The following is a 16,400-nucleotide window of genomic DNA, read 5'->3' as shown; positions in this document are numbered from 1 at the left end:
CTCGCAAGGCTCCCATGACCCAAAACCAACTCGACAAGAAATCCGAAGCCTGGTCGGCCCTGTTCTCCGAACCCATGAGCGACCTCGTGAAGCGCTACACCGCCAGCGTGTTCTTCGACAAGCGTCTGTGGCAGGCCGACATCGTGGGTTCGCTGGCGCATGCCGGCATGCTGGCGGCACAAGGCATCATCAGCGCGCAGGACCACGCCGAGATCCAGCGTGGGATGGCGCAGATCCGCAGTGAAATCGAATCGGGCGCCTTCGAATGGAAGCTCGACCTCGAGGACGTGCACCTCAACATCGAAGCCCGGCTCACCCAGCTGGTCGGCGACGCCGGCAAGCGCCTGCACACCGGCCGCAGCCGCAACGACCAGGTCGCCACCGACGTGCGGCTGTGGCTGCGCGGCGAGATCGACCTGATCGCCGAGCTGCTGGTCTCGCTGCAGCTCGCGCTGGTGGACATCGCCGAGAAGAACGTCGACGTGATCCTGCCCGGCTTCACCCACCTGCAGGTGGCGCAGCCGGTGAGCTTCGGCCATCACATGCTGGCCTACGTGGAAATGTTCAGCCGCGACGCCGAGCGCCTGCAGGACGTGCGCCGGCGCGTCAACCGCCTGCCGCTGGGCGCCGCCGCGCTGGCCGGCACCAGCTACCCGCTGGACCGCGAGCTCGTCGCGAAGACGCTGGCCATGGACGGCGTCTGCCAGAACAGCCTCGACGCCGTCAGCGACCGCGACTTCGCGATCGAGTTCACCGCCGCCGCGAGCCTGTGCATGGTGCACGTCAGCCGCATGAGCGAGGAACTCATCCTCTGGATGAGCCAGAACTTCGGCTTCATCCAGATCGCCGACCGCTTCACCACCGGCAGTTCGATCATGCCGCAGAAGAAGAACCCCGACGTGCCCGAGCTCGCGCGCGGCAAGACCGGCCGCGTGGTCGGCCACCTGATGGCGCTCATCACGCTCATGAAGGGCCAGCCGCTCGCCTACAACAAGGACAACCAGGAAGACAAGGAGCCGCTGTTCGACACGGTCGACACGCTCAAGGACACGCTGCGCATCTTTGCCGAGATGATCGGCGGCATCACGGTGAAGCCCGAGGCGATGGAGGCCGCCGCGCTGCGCGGCTACGCCACCGCCACCGACCTGGCCGACTACCTGGTGAAGAAGGGCCTGCCCTTCCGCGACGCGCACGAGATCGTGGCGCATGCGGTCAAGGCCGCGACCTCGCACAAGGTCGACCTGGCGGAGCTGCCGCTGGCGGTGCTGCAGCAGTTCAATCCGAAGATCGAGAAGGACGTGTACGACGTGCTGAGCCTGCGCGGCTCGCTCAACGCGCGCAACATCCTCGGCGGCACCGCGCCGGCCCAGGTCAGGGCGCAGATCGCGCGCCACCGCAGCCGCCTCGCCTGAGAAGCGCTGAACGAACCCGCCAGGGCCGCGCTTGTTCTACGCCATCCCGCTCGAGAACCGGCCGAGCTGGCGCCATCCGCCGTGGATGACGGTGCTGCTGATCCTCTTGAACATGCTGGTGTTCTGGGGTCCGCAGCGCAGCGAGGAAAAAGCCGAGGAGCGCGCGGCCCACTACTACGCGAAGAGCGTGCTGCCCGCGCTGGAGCTGCCGCCCTTCGTGGCATGGCTCGAGGAAACGCACTCGCCGCGCGCCAAGGCCGCTCGCCCGGCTGCTGCGGCAGAACGAGGTCGGGCGGCTGCTCGAAGCGCTGCAGCACGAGAAAGCCTTCCTGCAGAAGCTGCGCGCCGATGCCGTGGTCACGCCGGCCGACCCGCGCTACGCCGAATGGAAGCGCGACCGCCAGCAGTACGAATCGATGCGGCCGGCGCCCTTCACCGAGCGCTGGGCGCAGGACTACGGCAAGGATGCCGAGTTCAAGCCCTGGACCTGGATCACCGCGGCCTTCCTGCATGGCAGCACCGGCCACCTGCTGGGCAACATGCTGTTCCTCTTTTTGTTCGGCTTCTCGGTCGAACTCGCGCTCGGCCGCGGCACCTTCCTGAGCTTCTACCTGCTCGGCGCGGTGGGCGCCTCGCTGCTCGCCGGCTGGGCCTATGCGGGCAAGGGCAGCTACGGGCTCGGCGCCTCGGGCGCGGTGTCGGCGCTGATGGGCATGTACGCGGTGATGTACCGGCTGCGGCGCATCCGCTTCTTCTACCAGCTGTTCTTCTATTTCAACTACGTCACCGCGCCCGCCCTGCTGCTCCTGCCGGCCTGGATCGCGAACGAGCTGCTGCAGCACTGGGTCGGCGGCCAGGGCATCGCCTACATGGCCCACCTCGGCGGGCTGCTCACGGGCGCCGCGCTGATGGCGGGCGCGATGGCGCTCGGCCGCGTGAAGCCGCCCGAGACGGTGGCGGCCGAACGGGCCGCCGGCGGTGCCGACGACCAGGCCTTCGCGCGCCATGTGGCGGCGGCGCGCCGGCTCGGCGCCGAGATGAAGTTCGAGGCCGCGAGCACCGAATGGCGCGCGGCCGCCGCGCTGCGTCCGGGCGACGCCGACACGCTGCGCGCCTGGTTCAACACTGCGCGGCTGCAGCCCGCGGGCGAGGATTTCCACCGCGCCGCGCGCCACATCTTCCGCCTGCCCGCCACCGACGAGGACACGCTCGCGCTGCAGCATGCGAGCTTCCGCACCTACCTCGACCAAGCGCGCCCCGGCATGCGCCTGAAGGCCGACGACATGGCGCGCCTCGCGCGCCGCTTCACGCGCGCGCGGCAGTTCCAGGATGCCGACAGGCTCTGCCACGTGCTGCTCAAGACCGCGCCCGACCATCCGGAACTGGCGGACACGCTCTCGGTCTGCGCCAACGGCCTGCTGCATGCGGGCGAACGCGAGATGGCGCGCGGCTGGCTGCCGCACCTGCTGCGGCTCGCGCCCAACGACATGGTGACGCGCGCGCTCGAGCGGGCCTGAGAAGCCCGCCCGGGTGCGGCATCAGCGGAAGAAAAGCGCGATCAGGATGATGATCGGGATCGGCACGCCGAGGAAATAGAGCAGAAGCGAACGCATGGGTTTCTCCTTTTGTTCTGGATGAGCCGGGTCAGAGATCGCGGCGACGGCCGCCGTGGGTGGCTGCGAAGCTCGCGACGAAGGCACCCACTAGCAGCGAGACCACCAGCCACAGCGCGGCCCAGGCCGAGGCCTTGCGCGCCGCGTCGGCCGCTTCCTGCGCCTTGGCCTGCGTCTCCTTGAGCGCGGCCTGTGCCTTGGCGTAGGTGTCCGTCACGCGCTTCTCCGCTTCGGGCTGGCTCATGCCGGTGCGCTGGGCGACGAGCTGGCCGACGTAGCTCCGATCCTCGGGCGGCAGCGCGCCGGTGCGCAGGCTCTGCACGAAGATGCGCGTGACCTCGGCATTCACCGCCGCGGGGCTGCGCTCGGGTGCGGGCGTGGCGGTCACCGCCGGTGCCGTCGGCGTCGTCGGCATGCCCGGCGTGGCCGCGGCATCGGCCGCAGGTGCCGGTGCCGGCGTGGCCGCAGGCGGCGCGCCTGCATCGCGGCGGAACAGCGCATCGACGAAATAGCCCGTGGCACCGGGGCCGCTTTCCTGGCTGCCCGCCTGCGAGGCCGCCGCGCCGGTCCCGGCTGCCGCGGTGGCGGCCACCGCGCCGCCCGCCAAGGTCGCACCCGCCTGCGCGCCCGCGCCGACGATCGTGCCCACGGCCGAGGACAGCAGCCCCGCCGTCAGCAGCGTGGCCACCGACCAGGCGAGAAAGCCGTGCGCGGTGTCGCGGAAATAGACCTCGTCGGTGTGCACGCCGATCCATCGCGTGCGCAGCCGGCCCGCCAGGTAGCCGCCGAGGCCCGAGGCCGCGAGCTGCGTGAAGCTGAGCCAGAGGATGGTCGCGATGCCGATCGTGGTGGCGCTGGCGCCCTGGTTCGACCACGGGCTGACCGACGACATGCCGAGCCCGGTGCCGAGCAGCAGCAGCACCAGCGACAGCGAGGCGGCGCCCGCGGCGCCGGCGAAGATCGCGCCCCACGAGACGCCGCTTCCGCGGGCGCCCGGTTCGACCGCATCGGGCAGGTAGGCTGCCGCGTCCAGCGGGGTGCCGTCGGCGGGGTGAGCTTGATACTGGGCCATGGTGTGCTCCTCTTCTTGATGGAGCCCCGAATGTCGGGCGGCCGTTCGTTCGGCCGGGTCATCCAGCCACGCGTGGCCGGGTAGGCCGTGCGCCCACCGGCCCACCCGCCGCCGACGTACGCCTCAGGCCGCCGGCCGCAGCAGCCAGCGCACTTCCTGCGTCTGCTCGCTGTCGGGATAGCGCGATTCCAGCGTGGCCAGGATCGGCTGCGCCATGTCGCCGCGGCCGAGCCCCTGCACCAGCACCCGGGCCGCGAGTTCGTAGGCCTGCGGAATCGCCGCATGGCCGCGGAAGCGCCGGTCGAAACCCGACAGCAGCGCGAGCGCGGCATGCGCGTCGCCGTTGCGCCATTCGGCCCGCGCCAGCGCCATCACCGCCGCAGCGTCTTCGAGCGCGAAGCCCTTGTCCTTCTCGCGGCAGGCGCGGAAGACCTTGAGCGCCTCGGAGGCGAGGTCGCGCCGCAGCAGCAGCGGAATGAAGCGCCTGGCCTGGTCGAGCAGCGTCTCGGCCTTGTCGGGCGCGAGCAGCAGCACGCGGTGGTAGCGCCGCTGCGCCGCCAGGTCGTCGGGCGCGGCCACCCGCTGCGCCTCGTAGGCCAGCGCGAGCGCGCCGGCCACGTCGCCCTCGGTCACGCACTGCGCCACCTCGGCGTCGGTGCGCTGGGCGGCGATCTGCTCGGGCGTTCGGCGGTCCACCGGCGCGCCGTCGTCCCTGCCGCCGCCGGGCAGCAGCTCGATGCCGAAGGCGTCGTGGTGCTGGTACATCACGTAACCCAGCAGGCTCGCCATGACCCAGCCGAAATAGATGAATGCGAAGTTCACGATCGGCAGCGCGATCATTCCGTCGATCATCGGCAGCAGCATGGCCGTCGCGATCTGCGCGCCCGTGCTCAGCAGGAAGAGGAAGAAGCACAGCAGCGCATAGGGCCAGCCGATGATGCGCATCGCGTCCATGACGTGGCCGGGATTCATCGCCTGGAAGAAACTGCCCGACTGCACCAGCACGATCACCGCGGCCGGGAAGGTGAACGACATCACGAACAGCGCGACGGTGCCGAGCACCGGCTGGAACCACGAGAGCCAGCCGATCAGCAGGCCCTGCACCAGCGAGATCGCGAACAGCTTCCACGGCAGGTGCACCCATTCGTCGTCGAGCGTGCGCGGAAAGTCCTCGGAGCGCCAGATGCCGCGAGAGCCAAGCGCAGTGATCTTGAAGCCGTAGCGGCTGGCCGCGAGCACGATGCCGAGCTCGATCACCAGCAGCGCCAGGCCCGGGTGCAGCAGCGGGAAGACCTCGAACAGCAGGCTGCAGAACGCGAGCAGCAGGCCGTAGGCCAGCGGCCGCAGCTGGAACGGAAAGGCGAAGAAGCTGTTGAGCCGGTGCCAGAAGGGCACGGGCGCAGGCGGCGTGCCGGAAGCCATGGTGGAGGCGCGCATGACGGTGTCCCGCGCCTACTTGAAGAACTCGCCCTGGCTCATCGCGCCGCGCCCGCCGAGGCGCACCACGGTCACGTCGTCGCCGCGCACGAGCCGCATCTGGCCGAGTTCGCGTTCCAGGCGCTGCGTGAAGCTGCTCCTGAACTGCATCGCCGCCTCGCCCATCTTGAGCACGCTGGTGCCTTCGACCACGGCGCTCTTGCGGTCGCTCGCGATCTCGATGCTGTCGATGTGGTACTCGTACTCGATGGTGAGGATGCCGCCCATGCGCTCGCCCACCGACTCGAACAGCTTGAAGGTCTTGCGCGCGGCGTCGCAGGCCTGCTCGCGGTCGTTGGTGGACTCCTGCGTCCGGCCCATCATCACCGTCCTGCTCTGGATCACGGCCTTCTTGCTGAGCTGCTTGCAGAGCTTCTCGGCATCGCGCGAGTAGATCGCGTGCGCCTCGGCCTCGTAGTACTTGCGCACCATGGCCTCGTCGAGCTTGCGCCCGCCGATGAAGAAATACCACGCGCCCACGCAGAGCGCGAGCACGATCGCGATTTGCTTCATTCCCCGTCCGCACGCCTCGGTGCGCCCCGCTCCTGTTTGGGGGCGGAGTATACGTTGCCATTTGTTAACAAACAGCGGCGGACGGGACGCCGCCCGGGCCTCAGCCCGCGCGGTAGAAGATGTAGTCGGCCTGGTACTTCACGACCTGCTTCTGGCCCATGTTCGCGGCGCCGCAGGCCATGGCGGGTGCGACGCCGCCCTGCGTCGCCACGCGCTGGATGTAGCTCACGCCCTGCATCGCGCCGGCACCCGTCGCCGGGTTGGCCTTCACCAGCTGGAGCGGGATGTTGCCGCTGCCGTTCGGCGCCACCGCGACCTGCGTGGCCGTGAGCTTGGAGCCGTCCATGCTCTCCCAGGTCGCGGGCGGGCCGTAGTACTTGCCGACCTGGCGGCCCGTGCGGTCCATCAACCTGGCATCGGGCCCGACGAAGACCCATTCGTGCTGCCCGGGCGTGTTCGCCTTGGCCCGGCATTCGTAGGTGATGTCGCCGGCGCCCACGGTCTCCATGACGACCGCGTGGCCGGCCGGCACCTTCACCGCATCGGGCAGGCTGGCCTGGGAATACATCGCGGGCTTGGCGCCCATGCCGGAGCAGGCGGCCAGCAGCGCGGCGGTGGCGGCGGCCGTGAGGGTTCGGATGTACATGGTCGGTTCCTTTTCTTCGTTCGAGGGTGAATGGATCGAGACCGTGCTTCGGTGTCGTGCGTCTCGACGGTCCCGGCTGCCTCTACGCAGCCCGCGGCCGGCTGGATTCAGCCCCTGCCTGAATCCGCGCGGGCGGCTGCGCCGTACCTGGGGCATGCACGCCCATGCCCCACAATCCGCGCATGACAGCCCCCAGCCCAGACGCCGAACTGATCGCGCTGATCGATCGCATCGGCCGCCGAGACGAAGCCGCCCTGCGCCTGCTCTACGACCGCACCGCGCCCCGGCTCATGGGCCTGGCGATGCGCGTGGTGCGGCAGCGCGAATGGGCCGAGGACGTGCTGCAGGAAAGCTTCATCACGGTCTGGCGCGCGGCCGCGGACTACCGCGACACGCTGAGCCCGCCGCTCGCCTGGCTGGGCCTGATCGTGCGCAGCCGCTCGCTCGACCTGCTGCGCCGGCGCACCGCCGACCGTGCCCAGCTCACGCAGGAATTCGACGAGGTCATGGCCGAGACCCTCGAGGCCGACGCCCCGAACCCCGCCGACACGGCCGATGCCAGCGAGCAGGCCTGGGCGCTGCACCAGTGCCTGAACCAGCTCGAGGCCCGCCAGCGCGAGGTGGTGAGCCTGGCCTACCTGCGCGAACTGAGCCACGGCGAACTGGCCGAGCAGCTCAAGCTGCCGCTCGGCACGGTCAAGACCTGGATCCGGCGCGGGCTCGAGAAGCTGCGCGTCTGCATGGCGCGCTTCGCCTAGGAAAGGCCGCCCTGCCGTGAACCTCCTCGCCCACCCCGAACTGCTCGAACTGCTGGCCGCGAGCCATGCGCTCGGCACCCTGCGCGGCGGCGCCCGCCGCCGCTTCGAGACCCTCGCGCGCGAACAGGCGCCGGTGCGCGCCGCCGCGCTGGTGTGGCAGAGCCGGCTCGCCAGCATGACCGAGTTCCAGGCGCCGGTCGTGCCCGACGCCGCGGTCTGGACCCGCATCCGCAACATCATCGATGCCGAGCAGGCGCAGCACGCCCTTGCCCGCCAGCGCCACGCCGCCGCGCCCGCGCCCGCCACCGGCGGCTGGCTGCGCAGCCTCGCGCTCTGGCGCGGCGCCGCCGCGGCCGGGGCGCTGGCCACGGTCATGGCGGTGGTGGTCGGCGTCAACCTGCGCGCGCAGCTGCAGAACGCGCCGGCGATCCAGTACGTGGCGGTGCTGTCCGACGACCAGGCCGCCGCCTCGATGCTCGTGACCTTCGATCCGAAGAAGCGGCAACTGGTGCTGCAGCGCGTCGGCAGCTACGACGAAGGCGCCGACAAGTCGCTGCAGCTCTGGGCGCTGCCGCCCGGCGGCGCGCCGCGCTCGCTGGGCGTGCTCGACCATGCGCCGGCGCTCCGGCTGCCTGCGTCAGAATCCGATGTTCGCGTTCCCGCCCTGGCGATCAGCCTCGAGCCCAAGGGCGGGGTGCCCAGCGAGCGCGGCCCGACCGGGCCGGTGCTGTTCAAGGGCGCGCTGATTGAAAAGACGATCTGACCGATCCCCGTTTTCCGTGTCTTCCATGCCTTCGATGAAATCCGCGCTGGCCGCGCTGGCGCTGCTGGCGGCCGCCATCGCCGCCCACGCCCAGACCGCGTCGGCCGCCTTTCCCTATGAAGCCGACGGCGCCGGCACCACCGAGAGCGCCTCCGAGTACCTGGCCGCCAAGGCGCGCTGGCACAACGAACTCGCCGCCTTCGCGCGCGCCGACCAGCAGCGCTTTCCGGCCCCGGGCGGCGTGGTGTTCGTCGGCAGCTCCACGGTGCGCATGTGGAAGAGCCTTGCGCAGGACTTCGCCGGCCAGGCGACCGAGATCGTCAACCGCGGCTTCGGCGGCTCGACGCTCGCCGACTGCAGCCTGTTCGCGCGCGACCTCGTGGTGCGCTACCGGCCGCGCCAGGTGCTGGTGTATGCCGGCGACAACGACCTCGCCGAAGGCCGCACCCCGCTGCAGGTGCTCGAAAGCTTCGCGCGCTTCGCCAACACCGTGCGCGCCGAGCTGCCCGACGCCCGCATCAGCTTCATCTCGGTCAAGCCCAGCCCCTCGCGCGAGCACCTGCTGCCGCTGGTGCGCGAGACCAACAACGTGATCGCGGCCTACCTCAACCGCCTGCCCAACAGCGAATACATCGACGTCTACACGCCGATGATCGGCGCCGACGGCCGGCCGCGGCCGGAGCTGTTCCGCGGCGACCGGCTGCACCTGACGGCCGAAGGCTACCGGCTCTGGCGCTCGGTCATCGCAGCCCACCTGCCCGGCGCGCCGCAGGCGGCGCCGGCCCCGGCCCCGGCCGCCCCGCCCGCACCGCAGCCCTGAGCCGCGGGTCTCAGGCCCGCGCCGGCTCGGTCGGCAGGTCGTCGGCCGGCGGCGGCACGTCGGCGCCGCGCGTGTAGCGCGCCACGGCGTACATGCCCGCGAACACCGCCAGCAGCAGCAGCCCGTCGCCCCACCAGGGCCGCGCGGTCTGGCTGTCGCCGTAGAAGGCCAGCACCAGCAGCACCGCGACCAGGTGCGCGCAGAACGCGGGCAGCGAGGCCGAGCCCAGGGTCTCGAGCCAGTGCAGCCGCGGCAGCCGGCGCATCAGCCACGGGCCGAAGCGCACCGCCACGATGCCCAGCGCGAGCAGGTTGACGAGGCGCAACGGCCCGAGCTGCCATTTGTCGAACAGCAGGTTCAGTTCCACGTCGCCGCCGAACGGCGCCTGCCCGTTGATGCCGTGGTGGCGCCACCAGAAGCCGTAGAGCGCGATCGCGAGGGCAGGCGCCCAGATCCAGGCCGGAAAACGCAGCGGCCGCGCATCGGGCGCGTTGCGGCCCGCGCCGATGCACAGCCCCGCGAACCAGAGGAACTGCCAGGCATAGCTGTTGAAGGCGCCCATCTCGTGGAAAGGCACCGGCAGGCCGAGCCAGCGCACCGCCAGCTCGTAGATGCGTTCGCTGAGCCCGAACTGCGCCAGCGCCCAGACCGTGACGCTCGCCGCCATCACGCCGTTCCAGCCGTGGCGCATGGCGTAGGCCAGCACCCAGGGGCTCAGCAGCATGAAGAAGATGTACATCGGCAGGATGTCGAGCAGCGCCGGCTCGTAGATCAGCAGCAGCCCGAAGACGAAGCCCTCGCGCGGCTCGGCCAGGTAGTAGGAGACCAGGTTCTTCACCGCCGGCTGGTCGATGTGCAGCCCGAGCGCGGTGATCACGGTGAACAGGAACAGCAGGATCGCCGCCTGGCACAGGTACACCTTGAGCACCCGCCGCCAGAAGGCCTGGCGCATGGAATCGACGCCGCGCACGTAGCCGATGCGGCTGTAGACCAGTCCGGCCACGAAGGCCGACAGCAGCACGAAGCCCTCGGCCGCCGAGACGAAGCCGAAGGGCTGCCCCAGCGGATCGGTGAGGCGCGTGGGGAGGTGGGTGACGGTCATGAGCACGAGCATCAGCCCGCGCAAGGCGTCTATTTCCCAGTAGCGTTTCATCGGTCGGCGGCGAGGTCTTGGTGGCGGTCCGCGCGGCGCACGCACGAGGCTGTCGATTGTAGGGAGCCGGCCACGGCCTATGACGCTCGGCAGGGCCGCTCCGTGTGGAATCGTCGTGCAAATCGGCTACGCTGCGCGGTGCTTCCAGGTGGAGAAAACAATTGAAAAGAAATATTCCCGCGCTGCTGGTCGCCGGCAGCGCCTTTTTCGCCGCGCCCGGCTTCGCGCTCCAGATCACCAGCCTGACGCCCCAGGGCGAGGTTTCGCGCGTGCGCCAGGTCGTCGCCAGCTTCGACCAGGCGGCCGTCAATTTCGGCGATCCCAAGGCACCGGCCCCGCTGGCCGTGAGCTGCAGCGACGCCCAGGCCGGCAAGGGCACGGGCCGCTGGACCGATGCCAAGCGCTGGGTCTACGACTTCGAGAACGACCTGCCGCCCGGCGTGCGCTGCACGGTCAGCCGCATTCCCACCTTCAAGCCGAGCGCGGGCGGCGAGCTGACGGGGCCCGAGCGCTATCAGTTCAATAGCGGCGGGCCGTTCGTGCGCAACTTCATGCCGGGCAGCTACGGCCGCATCGACGAGCAGCAGATGTTCGTGCTCGAGCTCAACGGCGCCGCCACGCTCGAAAGCGTGCGCCAGAACGTCTGGTGCGCGGCCGACGGCGTCGGCGAGCGCATTCCCGTGCGGCTGCTCGACGGCGAGCAGCGCACCGGCCTGCTCAAGGCCTTCGGCCGCGAACACGAGGCCGCGAAGGATCCGCTGCGCTTCGTGACCTTGCAGTGCAACCGCACGCTCACCCCCGGCGGCAAGGTGCAGATCGTCTACGGCAAGGGCGTGGCCACGCCCTCGGGGGTGGCCAACAACGTGGAGCGCCGGCTGAGCTTCCAGGTGCGCGAGCCCTTCGCGGTCTCGTTCAGCTGCGAGCGCGAGAACGCGCAGGCCGCCTGCCTGCCGCTGCGGCCGATGCAGCTGCAGTTCAATGCGCCGGTCACGCGCAAGATGGCGGCGCAGATCCAGCTCAAGGGGGGCGGCAAGCCGGTGCCCGCCAAGCTCGAGGACGACGGCGGCTCGCCGAGCGAGGACGACGTCGTCAGCGCCGCGAGCTTCAGCCCGCCGTTCGCCGAGAACACGGCCTTCACCATCGAGCTGCCCGCGAAGTTCGAGGATGCCTCGGGCCGGCCGCTGGCCTCGCCCGCCAGCTTTCCGCTGAAGGTGGCGACCGGCGCGATGCCGCCGCTCGCCAAGTTCGCCGCCTCGCCCTTCGGCGTGGTCGAGCGGCTGGCCGAGCCCGGCATGCCGGCGATGATGCCGGTCACGGTGCGGCGCGTGGAACCCGCGCTGATGGTGCAGGCGCTGACGCCCGGCAAGGTCAGCGACATGAACCCGAAGACCGACGCCGAGATCATCGCGTGGTTCCGCAAGGTGCGCCGCTACGACGAATACACCATCAGCCGCGAACAGGCGCGCAAGGACATCAAGGGCACGCTGCCGCCGGTGATCGAGAACAGCGAGCGCAGCCACGTGCAGACGCGCATGCTGTCGCTGCTCGCCGGCCAGCCGGGCGTGAAGGCGCTCGACATGCCGAAGGCCGAGAGCGGCGATCCGCGCCCCTTCGAGGTGATCGGCATTCCGCTCACGCCGGGTTTCCACGTGCTCGAGATCGCCTCGCAGAAGCTCGGCGACTCGCTGCTCGACGAGCGCTACGGCGCGGGCCGCACGATGTACGTGCGCACCACTGCGCTCGCGACCAATCTCGCGGTGCATTTCAAGCTCGGGCGCGAGAACGCGCTCGCCTGGGTCACCACGCTCGACAAGGGCAAGGTGGTGCCGAACGCCGAGGTGCGCGTGTCCGACTGCCGCGGCGTGGCGGTGGCTTCGGGCACCACCGACGCCGACGGCATCGTGCGCCTCGCGGGCATTCCGCCCCAGGCGCCGAGCTGCCAGGGGCCGAACGAATACGGCACCGACGCCTGGTTCGTGAGCGCACGCGCCAAGGACGAGAAGGGCGTGGAGGACCTGGCCTTCACCTGGAGCGACTGGCAGCGCGGCATCGAGCCCTGGCGCTTCAACGTGCCCACCAGCCTGCAGCCGGAGCCCGACCGCGTGGCCCACACCATCTTCGACCGCACGCTGCTGCGCGCCGGCGAGACGGTGTCGATGAAGCACCTGATCCGCACCCAGACCAGCAAGGGCTTCGGCCTGCCCGAGCAGCGGCCCGACACGCTGGTCATCACCCACACCGGCAGCGGCCAGCGCTTCACGCAGCCGCTCGCCTGGCGCAAGACCGCCACCGGCGGCCTGAGCGCGGAGAACAGCTTCGCGATCCCGCCGGCCGCCAAGCTCGGCGCGTACGAGGTCATGCTGCAGGGCCGCAACGGCAAGGGCGAGGACGACGAGGAGGCCGACGGCCAGAGCTTCTCCACCGGCAGCTTCCGCGTCGAGGAGTTCCGCCTGCCCGTGCTCGAGGGCCGCATCGCCCCGGTCGACAAGAAGCCGCTGGTCAACACGGTCTCGGTGCCTGCCGAGGTGCAGATCAACTACGTGGCGGGCGGCGGCGCCGCCAACCTGCCGGTGCGCGTCTCGGCCATGGTGCGCGGCAAGAGCCTGAGCTTCGCCGACCATGACGCCTTCAGCTTCTCGCCCCCGCGCGTGCAGGCCGACGCATCGCAGGCGGTCGCCGCCGCGGCCGCGGCGGGCGCGGGCGCCGGCGAGGAAGACCTGAACAGCGCCAGCGACACCCGCGTGATCGCCGACAAGCTCCCGCTCACGCTCAACAAGGACGGCAGCGGGAAGGTCACGATCGACAAGGTGCCGAAGGTCAAGGCCGCGCGCGAGCTGCTGCTGGAGGCCACCTACGCCGATCCGAACGGCGAGGTGCAGACGATCCGCAGCACGCAGACGCTGTGGCCGGCCTCGGTGATCGCCGGCATCAAGACCGAGGGCTGGGTCTCGACCAACCAGAAGCTCAAGTACCAGGCGCTCGCGCTCGACCTCTCGGGCAAGCCCCAGGCCGGCGTGACGCTCAACGTGCGCGCCGTGGCGCGCATCACCACCACCAGCCGCAAGCGCATGGTGGGCGGCTTCTACACCTATGACAACAAGACCGAGACCAAGGAGATCGGCACCGTCTGCAGCGGCAAGAGCGATGCGCGCGGCCTGCTGCTGTGCGAGTCGGAGCTCAAGGAAGTCGGCGAGGTCGAGCTGATCGCCAGCGCCACCGACAGCGAAGGCCGCGACAGCCGCGCCGCGAGTTCGGTCTACGTGACGAAGCAGGGCGAGCTCTGGTTCGGCGGCGAGGACAACGACCGCATCGACGTGCTGCCCGAGAAGAAGAGCTACCAGCCCGGCGAGACCGCGAAGTTCCAGGTGCGCAGCCCGTTTCGCTTCGCGACCGCGCTGGTGTCGGTGGAGCGCGAGGGCATCATCGAGACACAGGTCGTGAAGCTCGACGGCAAGGACCCGACCGTGAGCCTCGCGGTCAAGCCCGAATGGGGCCCCAACGCCTACGTGAGCGTGCTCGCGCTGCGCGGCCGGCTGCGCGAGGTGCCCTGGTACAGCTTCTTCACCTGGGGCTTCAAGGCGCCGCGCGAATGGTGGACCGCCTTCTGGTACGAAGGCAAGGAATACGTCGCGCCGACCGCGATGGTCGACCTCAGCAAGCCCGCCTACCGCCTCGGCATGGCCGAGATCCGCGTCGGCACGCGCGCGCACCAGATCGACGTGACCGTCGCGAGCGACAAGCCCGCCTATCCGGTGCGCGGCAAGGCGCAGGTCACCATCAGCGCCAAGCTGCCGGACGGCAAGCCCGCGGCCGGCGCCGAAGTGGCGCTGGCCGCGGTCGACCAGGCGCTGCTGGAACTGATGCCCAACGACAGCTGGAACCTGCTCAACGCGATGCTGCAGCGGCGCAGCTGGGGCGTGAGCACCTCCACCGCGCAGATGGAGATCGTCGGCCGGCGCCACTACGGGCGCAAGGCCGTGCCCGCGGGCGGCGGCGGCGGCAAGGGCCAGACGCGCGAACTGCTCGACACCCTGCTGCTGTGGAACCCGAAGCTGGTGCTCGACGCCAACGGCCAGGCCGTGGTGACGGTGCCGCTCAACGACGCGCTCACCACCTTCAGGATCGTGGCGGTGGCCGATGCGGGCACCGGCCTGTTCGGCACCGGCCAGACCAGCATCCAGGCCACGCAGGACCTGCAGATCATCAGCGGCCTGCCGCCGCTGGTGCGCGAGGACGACCAGTTCCGCGCCCAGATCACGCTGCGCAACACCACGCAGAAGGCCATGAAGGTCGAGGCCACGCCGCGCGCGACGCTGCTCACGCTCGAAACCCAGACCGTGGACATCCCGCCCGGCGAGGCGCGCGAAGTCGCCTGGACCGTCACCGCGCCCGCGCAGCTCGCGCAGACGCGCGCCGAGGCGATCCTGTGGGAGATTGAAGCGAAGGACACCGTCGGCGGCGCCCGCGACGCGCTCAAGGTGCGCCAGCGCATCGTGCCATCGGTGCCGCTCACGGTGCAGCAGGCCACGCTGGTGCAGCTCGACGGCCCCTTCACCATCGACGTGGCGCCGCCGGCCGACGCCCTGCCCGGCCGCGGCGGCCTGAAGCTCGCGCTGCAGCCCCGGCTCGCCGAAGGCCTGCCGGGCGTGCGCGACTGGTTCGCCAACTACCCCTTCGTGTGCCTCGAGCAGAAGACCAGCAAGTCGGTCGGCCTGCGCGACGCGAAGATGTGGCAGGGCGTGCTGGCCCAGCTGCCGACCTACCTCGACGGCGACGGCCTCGCGAACTACTTCCCGCCGCGCGACGGCGAGTCCGACCGCGGCAGCGACATCCTCACCTCGTACCTGCTCGCGGCCACGCACGAGGCCTCGGCGCTGAACCCGGGCTTCGCGCTGCCCGACGACGCGCGCGCGCCGATGATCGCGGGCCTGACCGCCTTCGTCGAAGGCCGCATCCAGCGCGAGTTCTGGAGCCCGCGCAAGGACCTCGACGTGCGCAAGCTCGCCGCGCTGGAGGCGCTCTCGCGCTACGGCGCGGCCAAGGCCAGCATGCTCGGCAGCATCACGATCGCGCCGAACCAGTGGCCCACGAGCGCCGTGATCGACTGGCTCGACATCCTCAAGCGCCTGCCCGACGTACCGCAGCGCCAGCAGCGCCTGGACGAGGCCAACAACGTGCTCAAGGCGCGCCTGTCGTACCAGGGCACCAAGCTGGTCTTCAGCACCGAGCGCGACGACTACTGGTGGTGGCCCATGGCCAACGGCGACGTCAACACCGCGCGGCTGCTGCTCAGCGTGATGGAGGACCCGGCCTGGAAGGAAGACATCGGCAAGCTCGCCAACGGCTTCATCGGCCGCCAGCAGAACGGCGCCTGGCACACCACCACCGCCAACCTCTGGGGCGGGCTCGCGCTGGAGAAGTTCTCGAAGGTCTTCGAAAGCACGCCCGTGGCCGGCATCACCGCCGCCACGCTCGGCAACGCCAAGGCGCAGGTCGACTGGCGCAACGTGGAGCGCGTGAAGCAGAGCGACCCCACCGGCGCGCCGAACCAGACCACCTTCTTCGGCGCGCCCGCCTCGCCGGGCAACCTGAAGAACAACACCATGTTCCTGCCCTGGGCGGCCTCGCCCGCGGGTGCGCCGGTGCGCGACACGCTGCTCGTGACCCAGCAGGGCACCGGCAAGCCCTGGCTCACCATGCAGTCGATCGCCGCGGTGCAGCTCAAGGCGCCGTTCGCGGCCGGCTATGCGCTCAAGAAGACCATCACGCCGGTCGAGCAGGCGGTCGCGGGCAAGTACACGCGCGGCGACGTGCTGCGCGTCACGCTCGAGGTCAACGCCAGCACCGACATGACCTGGGTCGTGGTGAGCGACCCGGTGCCCGGCGGCGCCACCATCCTCGGCTCCGGCCTCGGCCGCGACTCGCAGATCGCCACCCAGGGCGAACGCAAGTCGGGCGCCGGCTGGCTGGCCTTCGAGGAACGCAGCTTCGAGGCCTTCCGCAGCTACTACGAGTACCTGCCCAAGGGCGTCGCGAAGATCGAGTACACCGTGCGCCTCAACAACGTCGGCGACTTCGCGCTGCCGCCGAGCCGCGTGGAAGCGATGTACGCGCCCGAGATGTTCGGCGAGACGCCGAATCCGCGGGTGAAGGTGGAGGCGGCGAAGTAGCGGC

10 protein-coding genes and 1 pseudogene are annotated in these 16,400 nt (G+C 70.5%); 6 read left to right on the top strand and 5 right to left on the bottom strand.

The genetic code is table 11. The features are described 5' to 3' along the window. The first annotated feature begins 14 nt into the window (after positions 1 to 14). Complete coding sequence (argH, locus tag M2165_RS15960) at positions 15 to 1,412, top strand: argininosuccinate lyase (RefSeq protein ID WP_280815580.1); 1,398 nt, start codon at positions 15 to 17, stop codon at positions 1,410 to 1,412. Positions 1,413 to 1,443: 31 nt separating this feature from the next. Then, positions 1,444 to 2,929: pseudogene (locus tag M2165_RS15955) on the top strand (rhomboid family intramembrane serine protease). Positions 2,930 to 3,056: 127 nt separating this feature from the next. Here M2165_RS15955 and M2165_RS15950 read toward each other — a convergent pair. From M2165_RS15950 to M2165_RS15935, 4 genes are all read right to left on the bottom strand, one after another. Further along, positions 3,057 to 4,097 (bottom strand): hypothetical protein, encoded by a 1,041-nt coding sequence (locus M2165_RS15950; RefSeq protein ID WP_280815579.1) that lies wholly within the window; start codon positions 4,095 to 4,097, stop codon positions 3,057 to 3,059. Between the two features lie 123 nt (positions 4,098 to 4,220). After that, a complete protein-coding gene (locus tag M2165_RS15945) occupies positions 4,221 to 5,534 on the bottom strand; it encodes a hypothetical protein (protein ID WP_280815578.1) in 1,314 nt (437 codons plus the stop codon). Positions 5,535 to 5,549: 15 nt separating this feature from the next. Then, positions 5,550 to 6,086, bottom strand: a complete 537-nt coding sequence (locus tag M2165_RS15940; RefSeq protein WP_280815577.1) for a hypothetical protein — start codon at positions 6,084 to 6,086, stop codon at positions 5,550 to 5,552. Positions 6,087 to 6,186: 100 nt separating this feature from the next. Further along, a complete protein-coding gene (locus M2165_RS15935) occupies positions 6,187 to 6,732 on the bottom strand; it encodes a DUF3455 domain-containing protein (RefSeq protein ID WP_280815576.1) in 546 nt (181 codons plus the stop codon). A gap of 182 nt (positions 6,733 to 6,914) precedes the next feature. On the opposite strand from M2165_RS15935, the gene M2165_RS15930 reads away from it, so the two are divergent. From M2165_RS15930 to M2165_RS15920, 3 genes are read left to right on the top strand one after another with little or no spacing between them, the layout of a single operon-like run. Then, complete coding sequence (locus tag M2165_RS15930; RefSeq protein ID WP_280815575.1) at positions 6,915 to 7,490, top strand: sigma-70 family RNA polymerase sigma factor; 576 nt, start codon at positions 6,915 to 6,917, stop codon at positions 7,488 to 7,490. A 16-nt stretch (positions 7,491 to 7,506) separates the two neighbouring features. Then, positions 7,507 to 8,253, top strand: a complete 747-nt coding sequence (locus M2165_RS15925) for an anti-sigma factor (protein WP_280815574.1) — start codon at positions 7,507 to 7,509, stop codon at positions 8,251 to 8,253. 34 nt (positions 8,254 to 8,287) lie between these two features. Beyond that, a complete protein-coding gene (locus M2165_RS15920) occupies positions 8,288 to 9,073 on the top strand; it encodes an SGNH/GDSL hydrolase family protein (protein WP_280815573.1) in 786 nt (261 codons plus the stop codon). Between the two features lie 10 nt (positions 9,074 to 9,083). On the opposite strand, the gene opgC is transcribed toward M2165_RS15920, so the two are convergent. After that, the gene (gene opgC, locus M2165_RS15915) at positions 9,084 to 10,226 is read right to left on the bottom strand and encodes an OpgC domain-containing protein (protein ID WP_280815572.1); all 1,143 of its coding nucleotides are present in this window, start codon (positions 10,224 to 10,226) and stop codon (positions 9,084 to 9,086) included. A gap of 161 nt (positions 10,227 to 10,387) precedes the next feature. Here opgC and M2165_RS15910 point away from each other — a divergent pair, with 161 nt between their 5' ends. Next, positions 10,388 to 16,396 (top strand): MG2 domain-containing protein, encoded by a 6,009-nt coding sequence (locus tag M2165_RS15910; RefSeq protein ID WP_280815571.1) that lies wholly within the window; start codon positions 10,388 to 10,390, stop codon positions 16,394 to 16,396. Positions 16,397 to 16,400 lie beyond the last annotated feature (4 nt).

The organism is Variovorax sp. TBS-050B, from assembly GCF_029893635.1.
GTDB lineage: Bacteria > Pseudomonadota > Gammaproteobacteria > Burkholderiales > Burkholderiaceae_C > Variovorax.
This window is presented reverse-complemented; position numbering and strand designations above follow the sequence as displayed.

Bases quoted from the DNA above. Each gene is read 5' to 3' on its own strand.
- argH (WP_280815580.1), top strand. From the start codon at position 15: ATGACCCAAAACCAACTCGACAAGAAATCCGAAGCCTGGTCGGCCCTG.
- M2165_RS15950 (WP_280815579.1), bottom strand. From the start codon at position 4,097: ATGGCCCAGTATCAAGCTCACCCCGCCGACGGCACCCCGCTGGACGCG.
- M2165_RS15945 (WP_280815578.1), bottom strand. From the start codon at position 5,534: ATGCGCGCCTCCACCATGGCTTCCGGCACGCCGCCTGCGCCCGTGCCC.
- M2165_RS15940 (WP_280815577.1), bottom strand. From the start codon at position 6,086: ATGAAGCAAATCGCGATCGTGCTCGCGCTCTGCGTGGGCGCGTGGTAT.
- M2165_RS15935 (WP_280815576.1), bottom strand. From the start codon at position 6,732: ATGTACATCCGAACCCTCACGGCCGCCGCCACCGCCGCGCTGCTGGCC.
- M2165_RS15930 (WP_280815575.1), top strand. From the start codon at position 6,915: ATGACAGCCCCCAGCCCAGACGCCGAACTGATCGCGCTGATCGATCGC.
- M2165_RS15920 (WP_280815573.1), top strand. From the start codon at position 8,288: ATGAAATCCGCGCTGGCCGCGCTGGCGCTGCTGGCGGCCGCCATCGCC.
- opgC (WP_280815572.1), bottom strand. From the start codon at position 10,226: ATGAAACGCTACTGGGAAATAGACGCCTTGCGCGGGCTGATGCTCGTG.